This is a genomic window from Bermanella marisrubri (genome assembly GCF_012295615.1).
Classification (GTDB): Bacteria; Pseudomonadota; Gammaproteobacteria; order Pseudomonadales; family Oceanobacteraceae; genus Bermanella; species Bermanella marisrubri.
This window is the reverse complement of the sequence record NZ_CP051183.1, coordinates 2,043,553-2,069,746: the sequence shown is the minus strand read 5'-3', so window position 1 is coordinate 2,069,746 and position 26,194 is coordinate 2,043,553. Positions and strand designations below refer to the sequence as shown.

Below are 26,194 nucleotides of genomic sequence, written 5' to 3'. Positions count from 1 at the left end.
ATTTATGAATAATCTCAGCACTAAGCAGAAAGCCTTCTATAAAAAGGTTGCCGAAATACTATGGGAAAAGTGGGACCCTATTGGTGTGAATGATGGCGATAATGAGTGGGATGATGAGTATGATAGCTATGTTCCGCACATATTCCGCTTAGCCATTGAAGGTAATGATGCTTTTCGAATCGCAGCTTCACTAACTTCTTCTGTTGAGCAAAATATAGGGCTAGGCCCCGATAAAGAGCACGACCGAAAAGTTGCAGCGCTAATCGTGAAAGCAAAAATAGAAATGCTGGGATAGTGCAAACGTATAACAAGCGCATGTTGCATCAACCACTGCGTGGTTTGGACGGTTTTCCGCTCGTGCCTCGCTACAAAACCGCCGCAAATACGGGCGTTAGTTTATTAAGGTAAGGGAATCACTTGTCAGATACGGATATCCTCATAGAAGCTCCTAAGCCGACTCATGATGATTTGGCGCCAATGTACTTCTATGTAACATTACTTTCTTTGTTCGGTATTCCACTCTTGTTTATAGCTTTTCCAGCCGGATTTATGCTCACGTTTGGTGCTTTGATAGTCTTTTTATATTTCTATACAAGAATCTCAGCGGTCTACGAGGCCTTTAAGATAGAAGATGATTATCTACAAGTTATTAAGGGCAAGAGGGCTATTTGGAAAGGAAGTGCTAAAGATATTGAATCTGTAGATGTGGATACATTTTCTGAATATCAAGCTGAAAGGGGGATTACGATGGTTGTTTTTTACTTTAAAAACGGCACGTCTTGGTCTTTTAGTTATACAAATTACCAAAACGAACAGCTAAAAAAGATCAAGTCAATAATTGAATCAATAAACTAACAAGGCGCTCAAGCTTTGGACGCAGTAAACTGCGCCGCTTAGCATGAGCGTTAAGCAAAATGAGTTCGAACCATGATTGATAAAGAAGATGCGATTAAGCGATTGGTGAAAGCCTATCCCTATTATCTGGACGAACTACAAAGGAGTATGAGTTCATTTCTGGGTGGTGAGGGAGAAATATTGTGGTTTATGATGATTTCAAGTGCTCTTTCTACGGCGGTGACCAATAGTTTCACGTCTAATAACTATGAGTTTTCCGATGCTCTTTTCCTAGAGATAGAAAACTTGATAGAGAATGGATCTCAAGAGGTTAGTGATATTGTTTGCACCGGTTTTTTGGAGTCTATGCAAAACCAAACGAAGTTGCCTAGTAGATATTGGGCGCCATTGCTTGGTAAGCGTGCAACTGATTTTTGCAAAGCTATGGACGATTTTCATGGTGTTAAAACTGAAGGATTGGTTTGCTATAAAGCATAAAACAAAATTAAAAGTGCAACATGTGCATAACAAGTCGTTCAAGCCGACGGTGAACTTCCCCCGATAATGTGGACACCTTTAAATAACTTAAAGGTGTCTCAATGCCAAAGTATAATAACCCGAGAAAAACATGGGTTTACTCAAATGAGTTTAAAATAAAAGCAGTAAAGTTAAGCTATCAACCTGATATTCAAAGCAAGCAGGTTGCTGATGGTCTTGGTATTCATCCCTTCATGTTATCGAGGTGGAGAAAAGAGTACAGAGAAGGAAAGATTCAGGGTGATGGCCAAAAGCGAGTTGGTGTGACAAATAAACGTAAATCTCCTCCGAAGAAGCAGCTAACCGAAAATGCTAGATTGAAAAAAGAGATCGAGCGTTTGAAGAAGGAGAATGACCTTCTAAAAAAGTGGCAACAGTTTCTAGCGGAAGAACATCAGAGCGATTTGGATTCGTCGAACGATACCGATCAGAGCTAGGAACCTCTTTTTTATGTCGATGGCTTGGGGTTTCGCGAAGTGGTTATTACGCTTGGCGGAAGCGAAGACCATCTAATCGAGTAGAATCCGATAAAGTTTTACTCAAAAGAATTAAACAAGTTTTTGAGAAAAGCCGTGGTCGCTATGGCAGTCCAAGAGTCTATCAAGCCCTTAAAAATCAAGGTATAGCGGTAGGAAGGTCACGTGTAGAGCGACTTATGAGGCTGGCAGGTTTAAAGGCCAGGGTTTCTAGGGTGACCCGAAGAGTACCTGGTTTAAAGCGATTTGTGTCAAAGGGCGAAAACAGATTGCTTGTTCATGGTAATGCTACTCGAATCAATCAAGTTTGGGTTGCCGATATTACTTATATTAAGCATCAAGGCACTTGGCAGTATTTAGTTACAGTAATGGATCAGTACTCTAGAAGAATAATCGGCTGGACACTCTCAAAATCGCGTACAGCCGATGTTACAGCAAGAGTCTTGTCGGCAGCTATCAAGAACCGAGGATATCCCCGCGGAATACTCTTTCATACCGATCGAGGTATTGAGTTTACGGGTTCAGAATTCCAAAGGATTCTAGATAAATACGACTTTAAGCACAGTGTGAATAGGATTGGTTATTGTACCGATAACGCATTTATGGAATCCTTCTATCACAGCTTGAAAGGTGAATTGGTTAGGAAAACAAATTTCGAATCACTGACCCATTTGCGAAAGGAAATTGGTCGATACATCAACCAGTTTTATAACAATGTTCGGTTGCACTCTAGTTTGAACTATATGTCGCCGATTAAATATGAACAGAGCCTAGTATGAAAATTGCGGTGTCCATTTTATCGGGGGAAGATCACGGCGCTACGCGCCGCGGCTTAACTCCAGCGTTATGTAAACGAGCAATCATGATTCATAAAATTAAAATCTTTATTTGCATTATGTTTCTGATCTTCATCAGTAATACTTCAATGGCTGAAGAGTCAGATGAGTTTGAAGAATATGCATCAAAAAATCTCCAAGAATCATGGTGGAGCAAACAAGTCGGAGTTGTTATGAGTTCTTTAGTTGCTTCACAATATCCCGAGGCATTTGGAATAGGTATAACTTTGTTGTCACCAGTTACGCTGGCTACCGAAGATCATGATTATGTTCGGTATACTGGCTTCGGAGGATTAGCTTCTGTTGGGTTGTATAACTCTCTAGAAATGAAGAAAGATAAATACTCAAAGAGCGCTATATTCAAAAGAAACTTAGTAGCCTTTCAAATTCTATTTGGCACTCTTCACATACTTAAGAAAGAATTTCAATATACATCTAATACACTAAGTGTAGTGCCTATTTCTAATGGTATTGCGGTTGGATATAACTATGAATTCTAATTGTTTACATAACAAAGCAAGGCACAATTGCACAGCAAGCTGTGCAGGACTCGCTCATTCTTCGCTCGCCTGTGCTTGCAGGCGTTACTTACAAACATCTATGGTCTGGTTAGTGAAATTATGCTGAGAAGGAGCCGGAGAGCGTGCCGACAGAAGTTGAGTCATACGTAAGTCAAAATTACAAACACAGGTTCTAATATTTAATAGCTTATAATTGGAAAACTTAATGTCAGAATTAAATGCAACCATTAAGGTGGTTTTTAGGAAAATCAAATCCGCAAATATATTTCATTCATCTATATGTGAAGTCGCATCAATTTCGGAAAAAGCTGGCTATGAACTGGATGAAGGATCAGGTTTCTCAAGTGTTAAGTTTAGTGAATATGACTTATCTCATATTGAAATTTCATCAATAAAACAAGATAAAAAGTCTATACAGTTTCATCTATGGGGTGGTGTTGGCTCAGCATCCGAAGTTCTTCATCAGCTGTATAAAGGAATTGACGGTAGTCTTGTTAAGACATTTATTTCTTCAGCATATAATGATCAAGTGGGCTACAACTACTATCCGTGCTATCACGATACAATATATTACGATTATGGGGAGGAGCAGAATCCAGATATTGATAACAAACTGATGAAGGCAGAGGAAAACGGCAATCAATTCGAAGTTCTAGAAAAACTTGTGAAAGCAAAAAAACTACTCAATGCAGAGATGGCATTAAATGATTGTATTAATGAATATGTTAAAAATGGAGTGTTTCACACTAGATATTTAAATGTTAAGGGCATCGAGACTGGTAGAAACTCTGATGGTGATACGTTATTGACAGCAATGATTAAAGCAGGACATGAACGACAAGCTATTTGGTTGCTCGATGTGCCAATGTGCATTGATTACGGAGTTTCTGATAATGAGGGTAATACCCCATACGAATTGGCGAAGATTCATGGGATGTCCGAATTGATATCGGAGTTTGAGCGAAATAAAGTTTATCGTCCTAACGTAAATTTAGAATCTCCAGAGAGTTTTACGATTGGGGATGAGTTTCCGCTTATCGAGTTGGCCAGTAAGTGTAAGATTCATGGGTTGCATATGTATGAGTACGGTTATGTTTCGATTAGTCATCATGAAATTATGTATCCGGGTGAACATCAAATTTTAATCTTTGATTATTGGGATAGTAATAACAAAAAATGCTACGAAATTCGGTTTTATAATAAAAGGCAACCAAATGCCTTTTATTATAAAAAGGGGCTAACGATCGATCAACTGTTGCAATGTGTAGATGACTATGGGAGTCAAAGGATATAGTACGGGTATGGATTAAAAAGGATCACGCGTTTGTCGTCGCGGTACTTTTTGCTGCGACTGATAAATAATCAGGCCTCCTTACCTTGCAAGGTACAATGAATAAAATGTTAATTGGTATTATATGAAAATAATCTCTACCTTCTTGATTTTAGTATTCTCAAGTTCTGCTTTTTCTTATGAAATTCCGTCTATCGTTGAGGAATGGATAGAGATTAAGGCAAGCTACCAAGCTTATATGGTTTCAAGAAACTACGATAAAGCTATTACTCAGGCAACAAAGCTACTTAGTATAGATCCATCGAATGATGAAGCTAAATTTTACCTTCTTGGCTAAATGAGGAAGGTAGATTCACTAGAAAAACTGAAGGTAGATTCTATAAAGAGCTTGCCTCAGAACTGGAATAATCCAATTAACAATGCGCTCAAGCTTAGGACGCAGTAAACTGCGCCGCTTAGCTTGAGCGTTAGTTGCCATATGGAAATGAACGATATCGATTTTAAAGCATTATTTGTTGGCTTAGCTGTCTGCTTTTCAATAGGTGCGGTTATAGATTATTTCACCGTTTTACACTGGCTTCCCGCTGGCTTTTTCGTAATGTTCGCAATTCTGTTTAATGGTGTATTTATTAGCATCGAAGATCGCGAACCGGGTGGTTGGGATCACGTTGGCAATAACAGTCCAATGGCCGATGCACAGTTTAAAAAAATGCTACGAGTGCAAAAGCTTTGTACACTCGTAGTTTTAATTCTAGGGTTCGTTACATATGCGTACACTAGCAACTAACAAGTTTAGCCTGCCTCGCCCCGGAAAAAGCCCCGGGGCTGGAGAGAGCTCACCCTATAAAGTAGACGCCTATCTAAACCAAAAGGTAGGTCGTAAATGCCAAAAATACTCAGTCCAGAGCGAGTCATTGAGTACTCTGTAGAATTTAAAATCAGAGTAATCAAACTTACATTTGAACTCGATGTAAAAGCCATGGATATCGCTAAGGTTCTCAATCTTCACCCAATGATGATTTATCGATGGCGACAGGAGTATAGAGAAGGTAAGTTTGTAGAAGAGCCTTCAAGAAGAATTAGTATGACTAAAGAGACATCTACGCCTAAGGAAGATCGAGACAAAGACGATGAGATCAAGCGTCTTAGGAAAGAATTGGCAGAAGCAAAAAAGGAAAATGACTTTCTAAAAAAGTGGGATCGGTATCTGAAGGACCAAAAGAATTCCGATTTAGATTCATAAAAGATCATCGCGAATATTTTGGTGTCAGATACCTTTGCCGGAAACTTTTTGTATCATTTTCTGGTTTCTATAAGTGGTTAAGTCGGCCTGTAGAACTAAAATCGGATAAGAATGATGAGCTCACCCGCTTAATTAAGAAGATATTTGAGAGGCATGAAGGGAACTATGGAAGCCCTAGAATTCATCGTGAATTAGTGAATTTAGGGCTGGTTGTTAATCATAAGCGTGTTGCAAGAATTATGCGGGAAGAGCGGTTGATAGCTAAAGCGGCGAAATTGTACCGTAGGAAGGCATTGCCGGATAATTCATGTATAACTGTTGGGAACCTTAGACATAATATTCCGCCACCATCTGGTCCTAATCAGCAGTGGGCAGGTGATGTTAGCTATCTTAAAGTCAACGGCGAATGGATTTATTTATCCGTTATTCTAGATCTTTACTCTCGGAAGATAATTGGTTGGTCATTGAGTAGAAACAGGACTACTGAACTAACTTTGCAATCATTGGATATGGCGATTGAATCGAGACAGTTCGAGCCTGGATTGATTTTTCATAGTGACAAGGGTGCTGAATATGGCGCGCATGTTTTTCAAAATAGACTTCGATCATCTGGGATAAGGCCGAGCATGAATCGTCATAAAACAATGACGGATAACATTCACGTGGAATCATTCTTTCGTACATTTAAGACGGAAGTGTTCCATGGTGAAATTTTCGAAGATGCAGAGCATCTCCGTGATGTCACGAAATGGTATCTGGAGGATTATTATAACTGTGTTCGAATGCATACTTCGTTAAACTTTAAATCACCAGTGCAGTATGAAAGAATGGCTGCTTAATATGAATCAGTATAAGCGTCTACTTTTAGGGGTGAGCTCTCTGGGACCTCCTTTCAGTCGGCCCCAAATGCGGGCGTTATGTGTTTAGGTAAAACTATGGAAGACTGTACTCCCTATAATATGGCTTTTGCATGCTTCGATTGTTGCAAGTCTTTCAAGCGTGAGTTTAACCTTTCGGAAGGCTGTCCTGCTGAGCTTAAATGCCCCAATTGCGGAGGCATTGCTCATAATTTCGGACGTCATTTCAAGGCACCTAAAAAGACAGACAAGAAGCAATGGCAAAAGATTGCCTTTCTTTTTGAGCATGGATTTCGATTTCAAAAAATCAGAATTGGCAACAAGCATCATGACGTTGTGCCTTATCCAAAAACTCTAGAAGAAGCTAAAGAATTTGTGATTGAGTACAAACAGTATGCAATCAAGAAGAAAAACACATAACAAGGCGCTCAAGCTATGGACGCAGTAAACTGCGCCGCTTAGCATGAGCGTTATGCAATTATTCAAATTATTTAGAGAGTGTAGAAATGAAAGAAGGCGATTTGTTTTTAGATAGATACGATGGCCAGACAGTAGATGACCTTATTAATTTACAAAGTACACATCGTATTGATTCTATTGTATTGGCTTTTGAAGCTTCTTTAGATTCCCGCAAAGAAGCCGGTGAAAAGTTAACGGATGCAGAATTAGTAGTGTTGGCTATTGAAGCGTTCGAAAGAGAAGTTAACAATGGTGGTTTCAGTCAATTTTTCTATAACTCCTCAGTTGAATATGCTCCCATAATTGTAAATTCTCTTAAGTCAATAGGATGCGATAAATTGGCAGAACTAGCCCAAAAATCTATTGATATTGTTGCTGTTGATGTTTCAAATACAGAGGAAGTTGAAGACAGGATGGATCCTGATGATGAGGTTTTGGAAGATGTCCTCGGCGAGTTAGATGATATTTTCTACGATATCGAAGAAATTCCCGCTTATGCATTATTCGATTTTATTAAAAGTAATCGTAAAAATATTCGGCTTGGCGATGAAAGTATACAATTCGCATAACAAAGCCAGCCAGAGGGACACAAAAACCGCCGCTTCGCTCTGGTTTTCGTGCCCCTGCTGGTGGCGTTGAGGCTGTAGAAAACCCCCATTTCTTATATGAACTTTAATAAAATACACCTTCGCATATGGAGGTGTGACAATGCCAAAATTCATTCCTTACAATTACGATCAAACGTCAATGGTTGTAATTAACTTCAAAGATCAGTTGCAACCAGGTACGTTTGAGTACGCTGTTCATTACTTGATTAATGAAAAACTCGATCTTTCTATTTTTTATCCTAAGTACAGCAATCATGATGGTGGCCGTCCTGCCTATGACCCTGCTATTTTGTTAAAGATCATTTTGTTTGCGTATTCAAAAGGCATTACTTCTAGTCGTGAAATTCAATGGTGCTGCGAAACCAATATTATATTTAAAGCATTGTCCTGCGATACAGTGCCTCACTTTACGACTATTGCCGCATTTGTAAGTGGCCATACATCCGAGATTGAACATCTTTTCGAGCAGATACTTCTGATTTGTCATGAGCAGGGTCTTTTAGGGAATGAACTATTTGCCATTGATGGCTGTAAGATGTCCTCTAATGCCGCGAAAGAATGGTCTGGTACGTTTAAAGAATTGGAAGAAAAGCGATCAAAGATAAAGCGCCTGATTAATCATCATGTGACAGAGCATAAGGCGATAGACAAGTATGATTCACTTAATGAAGAACGGACTAAGCGAGCTTAAAAGGCGATAGAAACGCTTTCAAAAGCCCATGAAAAAATTAATGAATTCCTAAAGACGTCTGACCCACGCATGGGGCAGGGCAAGAGAAAACAGGAAGTTAAAAGTAATATTACCGATAATCAGTCAGCCAAAATGACCACCAGCAAAGGGACGATACAGGGCTACAATGGTGTTGCGACTGTGGATAAAAAACACCAGATTATTATTGATGCGCAAGCCTTTGGTGAAGGTCAAGAGCACCATACTTTAAGACCGATACTAGAAAAAGTACAGGATAGATATAAGCGAATCGGTATCAGCAACAACATCTATAAAAAGAAAACCATCGTCACGGCCGATACAGGCTTCGCCAATGAAGCCAATATGAAATACCTACATGAATCGGGTATCAATGCCTACGTGCCAGATAATCATTTTCGAAGCCGAGATCCAAAGTTCGCAGAGCAAAAGAAGAAATACGGTAAGCGACACCAGAATGAAAAGAAGAAAGGTTCAGTTCGAAACGTCATTCCACCCAGTGAATTTAACTTCGATCCAGTGAATCTTGTCTGTGTCTGTCCAGCAGGTGAAACCCTTAGCTATCAAAATACCCGCATCTCAGACTCTGGCGCGCCCAAGGCCTTCTTTAATGGCCGAATCATGCAATGTCGAAACTGCGAGCTAAAAACCAAGTGCATGCAAAACCCAGCATCCGCCGATCACAGAAAAGGCAGTGGCCGACAGGTCTCTTTCACGCTATCCCATAAGCGAGGGCCAACCTACACCGATTGGATGAAACATCGAGTCGATAGTAAAGAAGGCAAACAGATTTACAGCCACCGAATGTCGGTAGTAGAACCTGTCTTTGCCAATATCGGAACCAATAAAGGATTAAATCGATTCAGCCTGCGAGGAAAAGACAAGGTCGAATCCCAATGGCAGCTGTATTGTATGGTTCATAATATTGAAAAGTTAACGAATTACGGGCAATTAAGTCATTAAGAGGGTGTTATAGAGCGCTCATAGTGATTATCTACAACATTTTGGTGTTTAAGGTTGATAATTAAAATTGATGTGGCAAATTAACGGCTAATTAAATTAAGAATTTAGGCTGCAGGAAATCACTGTCTCAAAGTTGGTTTTTCTACAGCCTCGTTAGATACACAAAGGAATATCGATTGAGTATCGAGAACAAAGCCATTGATGCCATAAAACAATCGTCGGGTACTGAGCAAGGTAGGTACGGTATTGATGAGAAAGCTAACAATAGCCTTTCCTCAATCTAAGAATCCCAAAAATAAGAAATGAATTGGAAAAGGTAAATCATGCATTTAGTTAAAGATGCATTGGTTTGCGTTAGGAGAGAATGCACCTGTCATCGCACGAGAAGTGCGATGACAGGTGCATGTAATATTTTATCCCTTTAGTGCTGCTAATACTGCTTCGCGTCGTATGGGCAGTTCCGTCATACGTACCCCAACGGCTGCAAAGATCGCGTTAGCAATGGCAGGACCGACGACGGTGGTGGCCGGTTCACCCAGCCCTACAGAGGTTTCTGTACTATCAACAAACGCTTGTTCAATCTCGGGGACATCACGAATACGCATTGGCGAGTAGGTATTTAGGTTTTGATCCTTAACCTCTCCGTTTTCAAACTCGGTACCTTCGTGTAGCGCCATACTCGCACCCCATAAGGCTGCGCCTTCCACTTGGGCGCGCGCACCGTCTGGGTGAACCACGGTGCCTGCATCTGTTACCAATGAGAGTTTTTCCAATGTGACCTTGCCTGTGTTTCGATCTACATGGACTTTAGCAACGCAGGCGGTCCACGTTGGCATGTTGCGTTCCTGACCATAGGTGGTCGCTACACCCAAACCAGTGTCTTTAGGCATGTCTTGACCCCATTCAGACAGCTCGCGAACTTGACGTAATACATTCGCCTGACGATTTGCGCCGCCTACCGAGTTAGGTGCTTCACCTGCGTTTTTACCTTCCGCCTTGAGTAGGGCTAGGCGAAAATCAATGGGGTCTTGCCCGGTTTTGTGCGCGGCTTGGTCCATAAATGATTCCAAGGCCCAGTTCACCCACCCAGAGCCAACCGAGCGTAACCAACCAGGACGGAAGGTTTTATTAGCTAGGTCATTAGAAATCGCCCGTAAGCGATGACCTCCCACTGAATACCAGTGGGCGGCACCGTGAATCGCGAAAGGATCAAATTTTTCGCCATTGGACGCCTCGGGCATAAAGGCGGGTACTAAGACTTGGGTTGGCCAGCCTGCGGTTGCATGGTGCTCCATGCCTGTTGGGTTTCCTTTGGCATCGAAAGCCATGCGCATTCGCTGATAAGCTGGCGAGCGAACTGAGTCAAAGCGTGCGTCGTCCTCTCGAGTAAACACCATTTTTACTGGACGGTTTAATGCTTTTGCAGCCAGTGCAGCGGGCACAGCATAATCGCCATTGAGCCGACGACCAAAACCGCCTCCAAGCATATATGTCCGCATGATGACGCTATTTTCAGGCACATCCAACGCCTTGGCCAGTGTTGGTAAAATCAGGGATTGCCATTGATTGCCTGTGTGAATCTCCCAGATACCGTCTTTTTGATAAGCAAGGGCGTTTACCGGCTCTAGTTGGAAGTGCAGCACTGTGTGGGCAATGTAGTCTTGCTCAAGTATTGAATCGGCATTTTTGAACGCATCGTCGACGCCTGCATCGTTTACTACTAATGCGCCAACGCCGTCTTTCTCAATCAGCTTCAGGCCGTGATCGAGAATGTCTTGTTCGCTGACCTTGGCGGTTTCGCCTGGTGTCCAATCTACTTTAACTTTAGCGGCCGCTTTATTGGCCGCATGGAACGAGGTCGCAATGACCGCGGCCCACCCGGGAACAGTATCAGTAGGGTCATTGAGTTGAATGGTTTGTATATAGCCGTCGACGTTTTTAGCCTCGCTATCGTCGATGCTGTTTATCGTGGCACCATAACGTGTGGGTGGAATAAGTGGGCGGCTGTAAACCATGTTATCGACTTTGGCATCAATCCCGTAAATGCTGGTTCCGTTGGTTTTGTCAGGGATGTCTAGCGCCTGTGTTTCTTGACCAATGAATCGACGCTCTGAAGGCTTTTTGACTTTGATTTTTTCCAGTTCGTCTTCGCTGAAAGAGCGGGACATATTGCCGCGCTGTACAATTTCGGCATAGGTGATAGAGCGGCTACCAGCGATGACTTGGCTGTTTCGTGCGCGACACTCGCTGACCCTGACGCCAAGCAATTTTGCTCCCTCTTCGATCAAAACTTGTCGGCCAGCAGCACCAGCGCGACTGAGCGGCATGAAGTTTTCCCATACAGACCAACTGCCTCCGGTTACCATCATGCCCCACTTGGGGTCACTATCTACGTGGTTCAGCTCGACATCTGACCAGTCGGCTTCTAATTCGTCTGCGACAATGCGGGCCAAGGCGGTCCCCACATGTTGGCCCATTTCGGCTTCGGTGATATTTACAATGATACGCCCGTCATTTTCGATCTGATACCAGATGGTCGGTTCGAACGCTTGGCTTTGAATCACTTCTTGGGGCTCGGCAAAGCTGAGACCAGGGCGGTAAAAGGCGAGGGTGATGCCGGTTCCCATCGCTCCGATCAAAAAACCGCGTCTGCTTAAGCTTGGGCCGTGATTAACAGCACCCACATCAGGGTTGAGCAAGGAGCGAAATAATTTATTCATTAGTGGCATCCTCCTGCACGTTAACGCTACGCATCTCGGCGGCGGCGATTTTAATTGCCTCGCGAATACGGACATAGGCCATGCAGCGGCACAAGTTGCCACTCATTACTTGGTTTATTTGCTCGTCAGTTGGGTCGGGAAAATCCTTAAGCATGGCAGCAGCCTGCATGATCTGGCCAGACTGGCAATAGCCACACTGGGGAGTCTGAGTCTCTACCCAAGCCTTTTGCAGAGGGTGGGGCCCGTTTTCGCCTAAGCCCTCAATGGTTGTGATTTCTGCGTCTTTTACTTGGCTGACTGGAGTGATGCAGGAGCGTGTAGCCCGGCCATTGACCAAAACCGTGCACGCGCCGCATAAGCCGATACCGCATCCAAACTTGGTGCCGGTCATGCCGGCCTCATCCCGAATGCCCCAGAGTAAAGGGGTGTCGTCAGTCACATCGAGTGTGGTTTTTTGCCCGTTAAGGGTGAATGTTGTGCTCATGGTTGGCTACTCCTTAACTTGGTCAGTGCTTTTGCGTATGGCTTGAATGCGTGATTCCAGATCGTCCCATGGGGGGCGGTCGGTGTAGGTCTCCCGCAGGAATTCAAACAGGGCAATCAGGTCTTGATTGTTCCAGTTTGAGAAACCGGGCATTACAGTCCCTTGGATACCGGCCTCGTCAGAGATGCCTTCCATTGTAAAACGAATTAAATTGGTCGGGTCGTCTGCAGTCACTGCGCTGTTTAAGCTCAACTCTGGTCGCAAACTGCTGGGTCTATCAGGTGTATTGAAATGGCAGCTGGCACAGGCGTAAGCAAACAGAGCTTCGCCTCGACTAGAACTATTGGCACTGCGTTCCTGAGCGACACGAATTGCACTCGCTGCTTGCTTAGACGCTTGTGTTGCGTCGCCGCTACCGCTAATGCTGTAAAAGTAGTCTGCCAGCGAACGTATATCTTCGTCGCTCGCCTCTGCCAGCCCTTGATGAACGACCGCTGACATAGAGCCTGCCGCTACGCCGTGGTAAACCGAGACGCCCTTGCGAAGGTATAAATAAAGTTCGTCTTTGGTCCAGCTGACGGGTGCATTGTGGTTTACGTTTAGACTGGGTGCGTACCAGTTATTGGTCAGGGTACCGTCGTAGTTTTTTCCTTGGACTTCGGCGCCTAGCAAGTTACGCGGCGTATGGCAGGCAGAGCAATGACCTAGACCCTCAGCTAAATACTTGCCACGATCTGCGTCCTCTTCGATGGTGGCTCCTTTGAAAAACAATAGTTTCCAGCCAGCTTGGAGCATACGAATATTAAATGGGAAGAGAAGGGTGTTGTCGGGCGGAGAGGTGCTAATTGCTTCTCGCGTCATTATATAGGCGTATAGATTTTCCAAGTCTTGGTTGCTGACATTCGCATAATGGGTGTAGGGGAAAGCTGGAAAGAGGTGAGAGCCGTCGCGAGAAACGCCCTCTTGCATGGCGCGGTTAAACGCTTCTTGAGACCACTTTCCAATGCCGACATTTTCATCGGGTGTAATATTAGTTGAGTACAGGGTGCCAAAGTCGGTCTTGAAAGCGAGCCCTCCAGCATAGGGTTGGTCCGGGTTTATCGTGTGGCAACTTTGGCAGTTTGCGATACCGGCTACTACTCGCCCTCGGTCAATTTTCTCTTGTGAAAACGCGTTGGCTGATGGGGGCGATTGCGGTTCAATTTCCTCCTCCCAAGCCAGCATGATCAGAATGACGAATGTTAGAATGGATAGGCCGATAATACCGACCAAGATTCGTTTTATCACCTTGCCTCTCCTTTGTTTGTGTACCCATCACCCAAGCGTATAGCCCAACAAGGTGGTGGGACTTTTTCTGACGATGAGTTACGGCTTGGAATCAAACTAGTCAGGAGTCGCTAGACAGCATAGACTAAGAATTAAGGTTTAGCACTCGGCGAGTTAGGGTATTCACGCCATTTTTTATAGTTTATTTTTCGTTCGAGCCTAACGGGAATAACAAAAATCAAAAATCTAATCCCGACTGATAGAATCCACACAGCTTTGAGCCGTGGTAGTATCTAACTCTAGTCTTTAAAGCTCACTATTCTGATGTGTGCGCATCCTTTATAATCATTGGCTTTCGAATAGGAGTTTTTGCATGCCGCCGTTATTTATCATCGCCGTTGTCTTTGTAGTTATTATTTTTACTTGGATTCATTTCAAAAATAAACGCGCGGCCGCAGGCAATATTGAGATAGGTGATGCGTTCCTGAAAGAGAACGCCATGAAAGAGGGCGTTCATACGACCAACTCGGGTCTGCAATACACGGTCCTAGAAGAAGGTAATGGTGAGCGTCATCCCACAGCGAAAAGTGAGGTTACGGTGCATTACCATGGCACTTTATTGGATGGTTCGGTATTTGATAGTTCAGTAAACCGTGGTCAGCCGATCAACTTTCCGTTAAATCGAGTGATTCCGGGTTGGAGTGAAGGTGTTCAGTTAATGGTGGAAGGTGAAAAGCGACGCTTTTTTATTCCTAGTTATTTGGCTTACGGAAATCGTAGCGCGGGTACAATCCAACCGGGTTCGACGCTGATTTTTGACGTTGAGTTGATCTCTATTAACGATTGATGATTAGCGTTCGGTTAGATAGTAAGTGAGCCATTGGGCTCACTTACTCTTAGGATTGAAAGCCATGGTGGCTTTTGTTTCGTTACTGCTGAATCAATAAGCGCCTGCGCTATAAATCAGCTCATAGCTATGACTGTATATTTCTAAGATATTACCAAACGGGTCTTCCATATAGATCATGCGATAGGGTTCCTCGCCCGGATAATAATAACGTGGTTTTTCCATTCGGCGTTTGCCTCCTGCAGCCACGATTCGCTCGGCAAGTTCTTCCACGTTAGGGTCTTGCACGCAAAAATGGAAGATACCAGTTTTCCAATATTCAAAGTTGTTTTCTGGGTTGGTTTGGTTTTTAAATTGGAAAAGCTCCACACCGATTCTGTCCCCTGTCGATAGGTGGGCGATACGGAAGCCTTCCCATCCTGGTCCGAATACATCGGTACACATCTCACCGATGGCGCTCTCGTCCTCTTCAATGTCAGTGGGCTTCATGATCAGATACCAGCCTAATACTTCAGTATAAAACTTTACTGCTTTCTCTAAATCCGGTACTGAAATTCCGATGTGTGAGAAGTTTCTAGGATAAACGTTGCTCATTTGTAATCTCCCGAGGTTAATTTCAAGTGAGAGGTTACATCCGGCTTAAAATTACGTAAAATTATCAATTGTTATATTTGTAATTATAAAGTGTAATGATAAATCCAATATGGCTCAGAACCTTTTGCACGTTAGTCGAAGTAGGGCATTTCACTCAGTCTGCTGATTACTTACATATGACGCAATCTGGCGTTAGTCAGCATATTAGTAAGCTGGAGCGGCAGTTAGGCGTAAAATTGCTGATTAGAGAAGGTAAGCAATTTAGTGTGTCTGAGAGCGGGGCAAAGCTTTACCGTGAAGCGCAATCCATCTTACAGGGTTTAGAGAATCTGCAGCAATCAGTGGCGACTGATTCCCCATTCGAGGGGGAGGTTAGAGTGATGTCCCCGGGCAGTATTGGTTTGAATCTGTATCCTCAGCTCCTATCCCTGCAACAACAGCATCCTAGTTTAGTGATCGACTATCGATTCGCTCCGAATAAGTCGGTAGAGCAATCCATTGCAGAATCGAATAGTGATATTGGCTTAATGACAAGAAAACCAATTGTGCCAGATGTACAAAGCGAAAAAATAGCAAGCGAAAGGTTATTGCTTGTCACGCCTGCAAACATGATGAAACCAACTTATGAGGATTTAATGGTATTGGGTTTTATTGATCATCCAGATGGTAGCCATCATGCTGATTTATTGATGAGTGCAAACTTTATCGAGTTTCAACACAGCGACCTCTTTCCCAAAAAAGGATTCTCAAATCAAATTTCGTTGATATTGGAGCCTGTTAGCAAGGGCTTGGGTTTTACGGTTTTGCCAGCTCACGCTGTTGAGGCTTTTCGGTATCCAGAATTAATTCGAACCCATGTATTGGATAACAGTGTCAGTGAGACGCTTTACCTTTGCACACGTCGAAATCGTGTTTTTCCAAAAAGAATAGAAACGATCAAGAGTATGATCAAAGCGCACATCGCGAACCCAGAAGAAAGCGGTAGTAAATGATTGGCTTAGTTTTTATTATCCATTAGCATTACGACTTCATTGGATTAGTTGGAAATAAGGATATTTTGTATGAAATACATAGCACTTATTATCGTTTTATTAGCTGCTTATCAATACATAGATAGAACAACATCAATAGCGATTCCTTCTGGGGTTGATATTGTTGATACTAACAATTTTGTGGCTGTGTATGGTCGTGACTCTTGCTCTATCACCCAGCAAGTGAAGAGTTATTTGCAACAGAACGGCATAGACTATGTCTATCTTAATGTTGATGATCGGCAAGTAGCTGATGAGTTACACAAGCAAATGAAAGAGCAAGGTCTGTCTACGCGCCGCTATAGTTTACCTGTTGTTAACTTTAGCGGAGAGCTATCCGTTCAACCCAATAAGCAGATGATATTGGACGAGGCCAATGGATAGCGCTCACATTTTTAACCAAAAAATCTTTTTTTATTATATCTAGGTAGTCACTGAACATCACCCAATACCTCGCTCTCGCCATTCGTTTGTTTTCTGTGACCCTATTTATTTATGGGTTAAAACAAGTAGGCACCATATTGAAGTTATCATACATGGCTCGGTAAATGGTGCAGCCATTTACGATGGTTGAATGAAATCAACGACGTGTTTTTTGCGATTATGCTGAACAGCATGTAGGCCAAAAAGATATTTTCCTACATTGGAGGCATCTTGGAACACTTCATACAGCAATGGAATGAGGCGCCATTACCAGTCTCGGCTTTTTTTGGATGGCCATCCATGGCATTCATGCTTGCGTCAACCAACTTAGTGATTGAGCTAGGGATGGTCATTGCCATTTTCTTAGGCTGGCAGTTTGTGGTGGGTGAATATGTTGGTGGACTCCTATTGATCTTAATCACTTGGGGCATCTTTCGCATTACTCGGCCTAAGCGTCTAGTGGCGCTAGCTCGTAAGAAGCAGGATCATGGCCACGATCACGAACATCGTGAAGATCGGACTTGGAAGGAAAAAATAATAAGTATCGAAACTTGGAAAATGATTGGGCAGACCTATGTCATGGAGTGGCAGATGGTTTGGAAGGATGTCCTAATTGGCTTTACAGTAGCCGGTATTATTTCGACTCTGGTTCCTGATAGTTTCTTTCAAGCGCTATTTGTCGGTACGGGTAGCGAAAATCAAGCGAACCCTGGCTTTCTCGCTGTATTGTCGCAAACCTTGCTTGGGCCTATCACCGCGTTTTTCACTTTTATCGGGTCCATGGGTAATATCCCCTTAGCAGCCGTATTGTTTGGTTAAGGTGTGACGTTCGCGGGGCTGATGGCCTTTATCTTTTCTGACTTGGTGGTCTTGTTGGTATTGCGTATCAACGCTAGCTACTATGGCGGGAAAATGGCGTTGTAGCGCTTGGCGATTATGTTAGTGGCAATTTTGTGAGCGAATTAAATGCATCCCGATGAGGCAAAAGCATCTAACAGGCTATAGGTCGTCTTTAAACAATGAAAGTTGCAATAAACTACCCTTTTTTTAAGTGCAGTGATGATGAAAATGCGTTCTTTTCTCGGTTGGCGGAAATATCTGGGTTCGAGGGGGTTATTCGCGATCAACAGATTATCTGTTTGACCATTCAGGATGCGTTTTCTAATTTGGCTTTAGAGCAATTGGATGATATTAGTGCTATATGGCATGTTCAGTTTAGAGTTTTGAAGTAGATCGTCGGTCGTGATTAAGGTTTTGAGCGAAAACGACGGTGTAACTGGTGGTTTTTGAAGGTGTATATTGGTTCAGATTGCTTGGTTCTCATCGTTACTTGTGCACGGTTTGATATGTTTTGACTTATTTTAAATTGATGTCATTATCAAGTGTTGGGTGTTTTTTTTCGTTATCTATTTAAAAGTAAAGGGGGGCTTGTGAAGCCTGAATTAATTATTTCGAAACTCGATGCGGATAGGCTGTATAGGTTATTAGAAACATTGCCAAAAGGCCATGTCATGGGTGGGAGTGAGCTTGAGGATGAGTTGGATCGAGCCAACTTGGTCGAGCCTACTGAAATTCCACCCAATATTGTATCGATGAATTCAAAAGTTAAATTCGAGGTTGTCTCAACCAACCAAGAGTTTGAGCTGACATTGGTTTACCCAAAAGATTTGGATCAAGAGGGTAAGACGATTTCTATTTTAGCGCCAGTCGGTAGCGCCTTACTGGGACTTTCTATCGGCGACTCTATCGAGTGGTCAAGTCCCGGCGGCGGTATTTTGGAAGTGATCATTAAAGACATCGTTTATCAACCTGAGCGAGCAGGTGAATTGCATCGTTAATGGTTTGTTTCCGATCAAGAGGGGTTTTTGCTCTTGATCGGAGACAGTGTATTGTCTTTCAGAATCAACTGCTCCAGTAGCGCGTATAAATAAACGGAGCCTATGGTTCCAACAAGCGTCAGTGCTACTCTTAGAATGCTCGCGTAAACAGGCACTTGATTATTTAGCGCTCCGACCAGCAGCGCAAGCATGACTGATAGCGCGAACTGATAGACCATGGGCGGCAAAGGGCCTTCCATCATTTTGTGTCCAAGATACAAAGCCGCCATTAGGGTGGTCATGAGTAATACCGAGAAATGCCCGATATGTGAAAATACCCCCAGTATTGCGAGCATTAATAAGCTGCCAATAATTGTCGCGATGCTTCGTTCCTTTGCTTCTTCAAATTGATGCTCTTTGCATGGAAATACCAATGTAAAAATCGCTGCGATTGCTAATGTGATGTGAGATGTATCTAAAAACGTATACAGCCATGCAAGCAGAAAAAGCATAAAAATGGATCTCATAATGGCGCGTGTGAGGTGGTGCCCTTGATTATCCGGTTCATATATCTCTTCTTGAGGTTGACGAGCATTGCTTGGAAAAAGCCAGAAAAGTATGGGTATTAAAACCAATGCCGTGATGCTGCCTTCTATAAAACCATTTCTAATGATGGTCATTGCCGCCAATGATTTCGTGCCCATTACGGATATTAATGCTACAGAAATTAAAATTAGCATGCCGATGAGGTTCCCAGATTTTAGTGTCAAGTAGTAAGCGAGGGTGCTAATTGAAAATACAACCACGATTAAAACGCTGGGTAATACATGAAGATACGAAACCAGCCAATGAAAAAAACTGATGCAGACGATAAGTGAAATAGGGCCTCCGAGGGCTTTTTTAATGTCAAATGCTTTACGCATACCGGCTAATAGACCGACCGTTAACGCAGGTATAAGCATGGGCATTTGTGATCGGATAAGAAAACCAATAAGTAAGGCCAAAATAAAGTCAACTGCTAATCTAACCGCAAAAAATTGATTGTCTTCCGCTCTTGGTCTGGGGGCTATATACAGAATCAGTACAAATACGAAAGCAGGGATTTAAGCTTGAAATTCAGATATGAAATCCATGCCACGGGATTGCTAAAACCCGTTGAATATATCAATGCACTAACCTTTCCGCCCGCTTTAGCGTGTTCTGGCCAGTGTTCTATCCCGCCAGTAAGTTCAATATGCACCGGGATTTTTCGCGCCGGTTCAGACCATTGGTTACCGAGTGGGTGCTTTTATAGTTGTGTAGTCTAGGTTGAGTTGTGCTTTTTCGAGCGCAATTTTCGCTGCATGAATCTCTAGGTTTGTTTCATCTTTTGAACCCAAGGCAAGAATCGCACTATCGAGACTGGATTTTGCTTTTTCATACGTGGCAAGCGCTGTATCTAAATTAGCATTGGCATTTTCTACATCGGAAGATGAAATTAGATTCCTCTTGAACAGTGAGCGTGCGCGGTTGGTTGAGGTTTTAATGTTTTCAAGGTTGATTTTAGCTTCGTTGGCAGCAGCTTGTTTGGAAATGATAGATGCAGCATTTACTTTGGTCGATCTTATGGCAACCTCTAGCTTATTTTGAGCTTGCTGTACGGCAATGCGGTGGATGCGATCATCTAGCTTAAATAGGGGGTGCCAGCGGTGACAACATCGCCATCGGCGACAAAAACCTCCGTGACCTGACCTGCCACGTTTGGAGAAAGTTGAGTCACATAGGCCTTGATGGCTCCACTGGATGAAGATGGCGCGATACGATCTGTCAGAACATGCCACGTGACGAGTATAAATAGTACGGCTGTGATACCGATTGCCATATTTTTAGCCGCTCGATTAGCGTCTGGTTGTTGGTTTACTGTCTTGTTCATGATGTCTATTACCTTTGCCGAACTAATCACATTAGATTAGCACAGGGTGAACCCAAAGCACTTGTCTGTTGCGTAAATAGAATAATGGGCTAACATGGTCGCTTTTTGTTGCATTTTATCTGCTAAATTCGAATGGGTTTGAATAGTTAATATGAGCGAGATGGTTTGGCTATTACTGGCTGGGTTTATTGGGGGAGTTTTAAATACCATTGCCGGAGGGGGCAGTTTTATTACCTTTCCGGCATTGATGATGGCTGGTCTTCCACCCGTTGTTGCGAATGCGACCAATACTTTTGCCTCCAGTGCGGGGTACGCAAGTGGTGTGATCGGTTTTTGGCACGAAATAAAAACGCTTAAGGGTACGATTCTTTATATCGCTGCCGTTGCGTGCTTGGGTGCAAGTGCTGGTGCGTATTTTTTATTGATAACACCTAATGACCAGTTTCAGGCTGTCATTCCTTGGCTAATGCTTTTTGCAACTGTGCTCTTTATTTTCGGCGGAAAGTTGTATTTGTTAATGCGAAGCTTGGCAGGACAGATGTCGAGTCACAGCTTTATTGGTGTTTTAAGCTTATTCCTCGCTTTATTGTTGGTCTGTATTTATGGTGGTTTTTTTAATGCAGGTTTAGGCATTGTTTCACTGAGTTACTTGGCGTTAGCAGGATACACCAATATTCATGTTATGAATGGCATTAAGCTTGTGATATCGACGTGTGTATCGATTGTGGCAGTGTTGGTGTTTGCGTTTGATGATGTAATTGCGTGGCAAGAGGGCAGTTTTGTGTTGATTGGCACGCTGGTTGGAGGGTATGTTGCGGCTAGGGTAAGCAAGCGACTTTCGCAATCATGGTTACGAGCCATTGTTGTCTGTATTAGTCTTTTGATTACCACGTATTTCTTTTGGGATGTGTACGGGTGGTGATCATTCACACCACCCAGCACTCATGTTTATCAATTTATGATTTCGACTTTTTTAAATCCAAATAACTACCGTTGGCGATCTGGGTAAGACGGCTTTCTGCCTTTCTAAATTCTTCGGTTTCAGGAAATTCTTCTAGTAGCTTCCGGAAAATCGCTGTGGCTTTTTGAATGTTTTGCTTTTCATTATTAGGACTCATATAAATGAGACCTAATTGGTACAGTGACTTAGCTCGGATTTTATCGCTAGAGCCTGGATTATTGTAAACCGTCATGTAGACACCATGTGCGTCTTCTAACCGACCTTCTAATATTGCCCGTTTACTCATAGGTGTTAGATCTTGGTCGAACGCTATTGTCGGTTGATTGAGCAGTTCTGACTTATCCATTCGCGAAATGATTTGTTCTGGTGTCAATTGAACTGGTTGCTTTTTGCGTTCTTCAATACTGGCGATATGTTCGCGGATGCGGTTTTGTAGAATACTGTATGGGAATTCAATGAGGTGGCGTTGGAAATACAGTTTGGCTTTGTCATCATCACGCTTCTCGTTTAATCGGTTCATATAGATCAAACCAATCTGATAAATAGCGATACTTTTCATATCTTGGCTGTAGTCGTCTTTACCATAGCCCTTTAGGTAGGTGTTAATAACCTCATCCGTTTTACCTTCGGCGATGCCTCTAACTGAAAACGTGATGAGATCAGGCTCTTCTTTTAGCGCAGCTGCTGCGCGTAAGCGGATTTCTTGTTTGTATTTCTGAAACTCATGATTGCCTACTTCAGCAATGACTAATGGCGTGCTAGGGAAAAAAGAGCAGGCGCTCATAAAAGTCAGTGTGGTGAGAATCGATAGTAATTTTAATGGCACGGTGTGTCCTTCACATGCGTTGAAATAAGACGCCAGTTTAATGTGCTAAACGAACGATTGCATCTTTTCCCATTAATGTGGCTGGATTTTACTAGATCTATATCAAGAATTTGAGAATCAGCTAATGAAGGTGCTGTAGATGTTCGGCATTTGTTTGGCTTAGCGAAAAAATGGCCAATTGAGGTAACGATCGTATTGCGCTGGGCTGATGTATTCCTTGTACGCCATGTCTTGTAGGATGCGACGGAATTTGCGTTTGTGGCGCGGTGCAAAATATTGGTTTTTATAAATACTAAAGTGGTATTTCCGTGGGCTGGGCATCAGGATTGCTAAAAATGCACCTTGCGCCCCATTAATTTTATCGGGCGTGGTGTTGAAGTAATATTGGCTTGCGGCGTGAATACCGTAGAGATTAGGGCCGAATTCAATGATATTGAGATAGAGCTCAAGTATTTCATTTTTACTAAGCGCTTTTTCGAGTCGCTGTGTAATAACGACTTCTGTGAGTTTGCGATACAAGGTTTTATCGCTGGTTAAGTAAATATTCTTTATGGTTTGCTGGCTAATGGTGCTGGCACCAAAGCTCCATTCTTGGCGTTTGATGTTTTCGCCCAATGCGTTCATTAAAGCGTCGTAATCAATCCCCTGGTGACTAAAGAAATCGCCATCCTCACTCATGACAATGGCATACAATAGCTCTCGATTGACGTTCGCTAAACTGGTCCATTGATAGGTTGCCAGTTTTGGATCATCGCTGTTTTCTATGCGTTGCTCAATACGTTGCGTGGCCGCTTGCTTAGCACCGGTAAATCCGATTTCCGTAAAGTTAGGCAGGCTCTCTAATACAAAGTAACCGCCAATCGCTAATGCGGTTATACCACTCCAAAACAAAGCGCCCGTAATTAAAAATAGGGCTCGCAGCATTCTCACTGGGCTAGTAATAATACGAATAAAGCGATAGCGGAGACGCTTCCACGGGTTGGTTTCTAAGCTATTTAGTACGTCGTCCTTGATATGAAACATGTGCGTTCTAGGTCTGTTTATGATGGCTCAGGCTGGCCATAGCAGCTAGGGCATCAGGATCATTGGATTTTAATTTATTGGCAATGGCGTGCTGGAAATAGTACTGAAAATCTTTGCGATGATAAACACTGTATAGGCAATCGTCGCCAGGTAACACAGGTGTGTAGTGCGGGTTGCTTTCTTCTACCGCCATGGCGAGAAGCGTACCGTCACTGTATAAGCGCCAACTATGAATTTCTTCCATGCTAAAACTGGCAAAGCCATCGCTGGAAAAAATGGCGTGGCTTCCGATGGTATCAGGAATTTCTTGAATAATTTCTGGCTGGCTATGTTCAATGACGGGATAAAACTGTGCACTGTCTCTTAAATATTCTTCTTTAAATTTTGGTATGGAAAACAGAATTTGTCCGGTCTGTGCATCCATGAAACCTTCCCAATGACCATGAAGCGGGTCATCTAAAGAGCGACATGCAACTATACGATTAAGCCAAGGTACCATGCCGTCCACATGTCCATCGCTCCACAACGCCCAGCATAAAACTTTTAAACTATAGATATCCTCCGATGCTTCATTCGTGTACAGCATTTCAATGCCGTCGAGTTCCGGAAGTAAACGAACGATGGTGGGTTGTGCCAGCTGTTGGTGGTGGCGAAAATCGATGATCTTGGCTTTTTTGGCCATACTGCCCTCTATATTGCGACTACAATCTGCATTTAATTTGAGTATAGGCGCAATTTTTGAGGGGTAGCCAATTAGTTTTGAATAAGCTCTGCCGTGTTCATAGCTTGTGTTTGTATGGTCTTTTGCGACACACGACTTAAACGATGCATTAGAAGTATGGCGTTTACACTTAACCCGACGATTAAACCGATCCAAAAACCTTGAGCGCCCATAGGAGCATCACTGCTTAGGCCAAGGTAATGGCCCAGTGGCAGGCCAATTAACCAAAATGAAATAATGGTGATCATGAGCACAACAAAGGTGTCTTTGTAGCCACGCAATGCTCCGGCGGCACCTACTTGCATGCTGTCACTAAATTGAAATACTGCCGCAAAAACTAACAGCCAGCTTGCCAGCTTGGCGACGTCTTGGTCTTCTGTGTAAAAGCCAACCCAAAAGTCATTTAGGAAAAATAAAACAGCCGCGTTAAAAGTTGCAAATATCAAGTTGATTTGCAAACCGTTGATCCATGCTAAACGTGCGCCTTCGGCGGAGCGTTTACCTAATTCTTGTCCCACTCGAACGGTTAACGCCATTGCTAAACTCAGCGGCACCATAAAGACAAGAGTAGAAATATTTAATGTGATTTGGTGGGCGGCGACCGTATCGGCGCCAAGGCTTGCAATCAGTAACGCGATGATACAAAACAAGCTGACTTCCACAAAAATAGCCAAACCAATGGGCAAGCCGAGCGCATTGATTTCAGCGATTTTGCCAAAATGAGGTTTGCGATATTGTTTGAGAGGTTCGATTTCATCATGGGGTTTTGCATAAAAGGTATAGACACCCAGCGCGATGGCTGCCACATAAAAAATAATCAAACTGGCTAAGCCACAGCCGGGGCCGCCCATGGCTTCCACTGGGCCATACCCCAATACAAATAATAGATTTAATGGAATATTGAGTGCTAATGCGCTCAACGCAATAATACTAACGGGTTTGGTTAGGCCGAGGCCCTCGTTGTAAGAGCGAAAAGCCTGGTAAACGGCAACCGCAGGTAGACCGTAGGCAATGTAATCAAGATATTCTTTTGTTGGTGCTTGGATGTTTTCGGTAACGCCCATGATTTGCATTAATGGAGCGGTGAATATCAGCAAAATGAACATGGCGACAATGCCAATAAATAGTGAAAGATACAGGCCTTGCTGAAGCGTTTCGCGGCACTCTTCGCGTCTCTTTTTTAGGTTTTCCATACCGTCCGCATGGGCCGTTAGCGGGGTTAGTGCCACCATAATACCGCTTACTAAGAGAACGAGTGGTAACCAAACGCTTGAGCCTACCGCCACTGCAGCTAGGTCCAATGTACCTGCAATGCCTGCTACTAAGGTATCAACTACACCCATACCAGTTTGCGCCACTTGCGTACCGAGTATGGGGATCATAAGTGCCATCAACGGGCGACTGCGTTCTATAAAAGATGCGAAACGGGCCATGTGTCTTCTTATTTGAAAGGTCGTAAAGCTGGCTCAGTATGGCTATTTCCATTCGAAATGCAATGGATTTACGCACCCGTATCAGAGTGTTGCTCAGACTGTTATAAGAACGAAGCAATGCCCGTGATTACTGGTGGCCAAGGCCGTTTGCTGGTATAAAGCACATCCGGCGATTTTACCCGTTAGATCTTCAATTCTAGGCTTTGATCTTAAAACACGATCAAGGCCAGAGCGTAAAGTGACTTAGAGGTGCATATTTGCATAAGTGTCAGGACATAATTGACGTTTTTAATGCTTGTTTTAAGATCGACTTGGCCACAGAGCTAGTAAAAGGCGGGGAAGAGCCAATCTACCTTCCCGCCACGCCTTATTATCCGTATCATAGAGTGATATTCGCCCGTGGTTTCTATGCCAGTGCATTACATGAGATCAGTCATTGGTGTATTGCGGGACAGGCTCGCAGGCAGTTGGTGGATTTTGGCTATTGGTATAACCCTGATGGTCGAACCCAAGACGAGCAAGATGAATTTGAAAAGGTGGAAATAAAACCACAGGCGCTGGAATGGATATTGGCGAAAAGTGCAGGGTTTCACTTTAACGTTAGTTTGGATAACTTAAATGGCGATTTGGGCGATATAGAAGATCGAACCCAACGCTTTAAACGAGCGCTTCATGAGCAAGTAAAAGACTACTTGAAAAATGGTTTGCCAAAGCGAGCGCAACAATTCAGTCAGGCTTTAATTAAGTTTTATAAGCGACCACCCCTGGCTGTAGATGAATTTACTTTGGAAGCATTATAAAT

At 43.2% G+C, this 26,194-nt stretch carries 31 protein-coding genes and 1 pseudogene; 21 read left to right on the top strand and 11 right to left on the bottom strand.

Features of this window, described 5'->3' with window-relative positions; genetic code table 11:
* Nucleotides 1–4 precede the first annotated feature (4 nt).
* The 13 genes and pseudogenes from HF888_RS09600 (at nucleotide 5) to HF888_RS16805 (ending at nucleotide 9,334) form a co-directional block, all read left to right on the top strand.
* The gene (locus HF888_RS09600) at nucleotides 5–295 is read left to right on the top strand and encodes a hypothetical protein (protein ID WP_007017104.1); all 291 of its coding nucleotides are present in this window, start codon (nucleotides 5–7) and stop codon (nucleotides 293–295) included.
* A 122-nt stretch (nucleotides 296–417) separates the two neighbouring features.
* Nucleotides 418–855, top strand: coding sequence for a hypothetical protein (locus HF888_RS09595; RefSeq protein WP_007017103.1), 438 nt, complete (start codon nucleotides 418–420; stop codon nucleotides 853–855).
* 72 nt (nucleotides 856–927) lie between these two features.
* Nucleotides 928–1,332, top strand: coding sequence for a DUF7674 family protein (locus tag HF888_RS09590; protein ID WP_007017102.1), 405 nt, complete (start codon nucleotides 928–930; stop codon nucleotides 1,330–1,332).
* A 101-nt stretch (nucleotides 1,333–1,433) separates the two neighbouring features.
* A protein-coding gene (locus HF888_RS09585; RefSeq protein WP_133308422.1) for an IS3 family transposase occupies nucleotides 1,434–2,626 on the top strand; the annotation gives its coding sequence in 2 pieces (ribosomal slippage) (nucleotides 1,434–1,731 and nucleotides 1,731–2,626; 1,194 coding nt in all).
* Nucleotides 2,623–3,183 (top strand): hypothetical protein, encoded by a 561-nt coding sequence (locus HF888_RS09580; RefSeq protein ID WP_007017099.1) that lies wholly within the window; start codon nucleotides 2,623–2,625, stop codon nucleotides 3,181–3,183. The genes HF888_RS09585 and HF888_RS09580 overlap by 4 nt, the downstream gene beginning before the upstream one ends.
* A gap of 226 nt (nucleotides 3,184–3,409) precedes the next feature.
* Nucleotides 3,410–4,498 (top strand): hypothetical protein, encoded by a 1,089-nt coding sequence (locus tag HF888_RS09575; protein ID WP_007017098.1) that lies wholly within the window; start codon nucleotides 3,410–3,412, stop codon nucleotides 4,496–4,498.
* 121 nt (nucleotides 4,499–4,619) lie between these two features.
* Nucleotides 4,620–4,832, top strand: coding sequence for a tetratricopeptide repeat protein (locus tag HF888_RS09570; protein ID WP_007017097.1), 213 nt, complete (start codon nucleotides 4,620–4,622; stop codon nucleotides 4,830–4,832).
* Nucleotides 4,833–4,973: 141 nt separating this feature from the next.
* A complete protein-coding gene (locus HF888_RS09565) occupies nucleotides 4,974–5,282 on the top strand; it encodes a hypothetical protein (RefSeq protein WP_007017096.1) in 309 nt (102 codons plus the stop codon).
* Nucleotides 5,283–5,378: 96 nt separating this feature from the next.
* On the top strand, nucleotides 5,379–5,738 hold the full coding sequence (locus HF888_RS09560) for a transposase (RefSeq protein WP_007017095.1): 360 nt from the start codon (nucleotides 5,379–5,381) through the stop codon (nucleotides 5,736–5,738).
* Nucleotides 5,690–6,577: an IS3 family transposase gene (locus HF888_RS09555; RefSeq protein WP_083771882.1), complete on the top strand. Its 888-nt coding sequence runs from the start codon at nucleotides 5,690–5,692 to the stop codon at nucleotides 6,575–6,577. The genes HF888_RS09560 and HF888_RS09555 overlap by 49 nt, the downstream gene beginning before the upstream one ends.
* Nucleotides 6,578–6,673: 96 nt before the next feature.
* Nucleotides 6,674–7,015, top strand: coding sequence for a hypothetical protein (locus HF888_RS09550; RefSeq protein ID WP_040297602.1), 342 nt, complete (start codon nucleotides 6,674–6,676; stop codon nucleotides 7,013–7,015).
* Between the two features lie 86 nt (nucleotides 7,016–7,101).
* Nucleotides 7,102–7,623 carry a DMP19 family protein gene (locus HF888_RS09545; RefSeq protein ID WP_007017092.1) on the top strand — a complete coding sequence of 174 codons (522 nt, stop codon included), beginning with the start codon at nucleotides 7,102–7,104 and terminating at the stop codon, nucleotides 7,621–7,623.
* A 139-nt stretch (nucleotides 7,624–7,762) separates the two neighbouring features.
* Nucleotides 7,763–9,334: pseudogene (locus HF888_RS16805) on the top strand (IS1182 family transposase).
* Between the two features lie 413 nt (nucleotides 9,335–9,747).
* Here HF888_RS16805 and HF888_RS09535 read toward each other — a convergent pair.
* Genes HF888_RS09535 through HF888_RS09525 form a run of 3 tightly spaced genes read right to left on the bottom strand, consistent with a single transcriptional unit; the run spans nucleotide 9,748 to nucleotide 13,825 of the window.
* A complete protein-coding gene (locus HF888_RS09535; protein ID WP_007017089.1) occupies nucleotides 9,748–12,054 on the bottom strand; it encodes a xanthine dehydrogenase family protein molybdopterin-binding subunit in 2,307 nt (768 codons plus the stop codon).
* Complete coding sequence (locus HF888_RS09530; RefSeq protein WP_007017088.1) at nucleotides 12,047–12,538, bottom strand: (2Fe-2S)-binding protein; 492 nt, start codon at nucleotides 12,536–12,538, stop codon at nucleotides 12,047–12,049. The genes HF888_RS09535 and HF888_RS09530 overlap by 8 nt, the downstream gene beginning before the upstream one ends.
* 6 nt (nucleotides 12,539–12,544) lie before the next feature.
* On the bottom strand, nucleotides 12,545–13,825 hold the full coding sequence (locus HF888_RS09525; RefSeq protein ID WP_007017087.1) for a c-type cytochrome: 1,281 nt from the start codon (nucleotides 13,823–13,825) through the stop codon (nucleotides 12,545–12,547).
* Between the two features lie 352 nt (nucleotides 13,826–14,177).
* Here HF888_RS09525 and bamJ point away from each other — a divergent pair, with 352 nt between their 5' ends.
* Nucleotides 14,178–14,651, top strand: a complete 474-nt coding sequence (gene bamJ, locus HF888_RS09520) for a BamJ family beta-barrel-assembly machinery protein (protein WP_007017086.1) — start codon at nucleotides 14,178–14,180, stop codon at nucleotides 14,649–14,651.
* Between the two features lie 93 nt (nucleotides 14,652–14,744).
* Here bamJ and HF888_RS09515 read toward each other — a convergent pair whose 3' ends face one another.
* Nucleotides 14,745–15,245 carry a lactoylglutathione lyase family protein gene (locus HF888_RS09515; protein ID WP_007017085.1) on the bottom strand — a complete coding sequence of 167 codons (501 nt, stop codon included), beginning with the start codon at nucleotides 15,243–15,245 and terminating at the stop codon, nucleotides 14,745–14,747.
* 95 nt (nucleotides 15,246–15,340) lie between these two features.
* Here HF888_RS09515 and HF888_RS09510 point away from each other — a divergent pair, with 95 nt between their 5' ends.
* The 5 genes from HF888_RS09510 (at nucleotide 15,341) to rnk (ending at nucleotide 18,537) form a co-directional block, all read left to right on the top strand.
* On the top strand, nucleotides 15,341–16,237 hold the full coding sequence (locus tag HF888_RS09510) for a LysR family transcriptional regulator (RefSeq protein ID WP_040297547.1): 897 nt from the start codon (nucleotides 15,341–15,343) through the stop codon (nucleotides 16,235–16,237).
* A 69-nt stretch (nucleotides 16,238–16,306) separates the two neighbouring features.
* A complete protein-coding gene (locus tag HF888_RS09505) occupies nucleotides 16,307–16,660 on the top strand; it encodes a glutaredoxin domain-containing protein (protein WP_007017083.1) in 354 nt (117 codons plus the stop codon).
* Nucleotides 16,661–16,999: 339 nt separating this feature from the next.
* The gene (locus tag HF888_RS09500; protein ID WP_007017082.1) at nucleotides 17,000–17,518 is read left to right on the top strand and encodes a permease; all 519 of its coding nucleotides are present in this window, start codon (nucleotides 17,000–17,002) and stop codon (nucleotides 17,516–17,518) included.
* A 200-nt stretch (nucleotides 17,519–17,718) separates the two neighbouring features.
* Entirely contained in the window at nucleotides 17,719–17,931 is a 213-nt protein-coding gene (locus HF888_RS09495; RefSeq protein WP_007017081.1) for a hypothetical protein, read from the top strand.
* Between the two features lie 198 nt (nucleotides 17,932–18,129).
* Complete coding sequence (gene rnk, locus HF888_RS09490; protein ID WP_007017080.1) at nucleotides 18,130–18,537, top strand: nucleoside diphosphate kinase regulator; 408 nt, start codon at nucleotides 18,130–18,132, stop codon at nucleotides 18,535–18,537.
* 14 nt (nucleotides 18,538–18,551) lie between these two features.
* On the opposite strand, the gene HF888_RS09485 is transcribed toward rnk, so the two are convergent.
* The 3 genes from HF888_RS09485 to HF888_RS09480 form a co-directional block, all read right to left on the bottom strand.
* On the bottom strand, nucleotides 18,552–19,439 hold the full coding sequence (locus HF888_RS09485) for an FUSC family protein (RefSeq protein WP_165837013.1): 888 nt from the start codon (nucleotides 19,437–19,439) through the stop codon (nucleotides 18,552–18,554).
* 348 nt (nucleotides 19,440–19,787) lie between these two features.
* The gene (locus tag HF888_RS16825; RefSeq protein ID WP_481170237.1) at nucleotides 19,788–20,090 is read right to left on the bottom strand and encodes a hypothetical protein; all 303 of its coding nucleotides are present in this window, start codon (nucleotides 20,088–20,090) and stop codon (nucleotides 19,788–19,790) included.
* An 89-nt stretch (nucleotides 20,091–20,179) separates the two neighbouring features.
* Nucleotides 20,180–20,428, bottom strand: coding sequence for an HlyD family secretion protein (locus HF888_RS09480; protein WP_133308420.1), 249 nt, complete (start codon nucleotides 20,426–20,428; stop codon nucleotides 20,180–20,182).
* Between the two features lie 151 nt (nucleotides 20,429–20,579).
* Between HF888_RS09480 and HF888_RS09475 the strand changes: the two genes are divergently transcribed.
* Nucleotides 20,580–21,350 carry a sulfite exporter TauE/SafE family protein gene (locus HF888_RS09475; RefSeq protein WP_007017077.1) on the top strand — a complete coding sequence of 257 codons (771 nt, stop codon included), beginning with the start codon at nucleotides 20,580–20,582 and terminating at the stop codon, nucleotides 21,348–21,350.
* 34 nt (nucleotides 21,351–21,384) lie between these two features.
* On the opposite strand, the gene HF888_RS09470 is transcribed toward HF888_RS09475, so the two are convergent.
* The 4 genes from HF888_RS09470 to HF888_RS09455 form a co-directional block, all read right to left on the bottom strand.
* Nucleotides 21,385–22,215, bottom strand: coding sequence for a tetratricopeptide repeat protein (locus tag HF888_RS09470; protein WP_007017076.1), 831 nt, complete (start codon nucleotides 22,213–22,215; stop codon nucleotides 21,385–21,387).
* A 159-nt stretch (nucleotides 22,216–22,374) separates the two neighbouring features.
* Nucleotides 22,375–23,238, bottom strand: coding sequence for a biosynthetic peptidoglycan transglycosylase (locus HF888_RS09465; protein WP_007017075.1), 864 nt, complete (start codon nucleotides 23,236–23,238; stop codon nucleotides 22,375–22,377).
* A gap of 7 nt (nucleotides 23,239–23,245) precedes the next feature.
* A complete protein-coding gene (locus HF888_RS09460) occupies nucleotides 23,246–23,920 on the bottom strand; it encodes a hypothetical protein (protein WP_007017074.1) in 675 nt (224 codons plus the stop codon).
* 71 nt (nucleotides 23,921–23,991) lie between these two features.
* Nucleotides 23,992–25,392 (bottom strand): MATE family efflux transporter, encoded by a 1,401-nt coding sequence (locus tag HF888_RS09455; RefSeq protein WP_007017073.1) that lies wholly within the window; start codon nucleotides 25,390–25,392, stop codon nucleotides 23,992–23,994.
* Nucleotides 25,393–25,649: 257 nt separating this feature from the next.
* On the opposite strand from HF888_RS09455, the gene HF888_RS09450 reads away from it, so the two are divergent.
* Nucleotides 25,650–26,192 carry an elongation factor P hydroxylase gene (locus HF888_RS09450; RefSeq protein ID WP_007017072.1) on the top strand — a complete coding sequence of 181 codons (543 nt, stop codon included), beginning with the start codon at nucleotides 25,650–25,652 and terminating at the stop codon, nucleotides 26,190–26,192.
* Nucleotides 26,193–26,194: the final 2 nt, after the last annotated feature.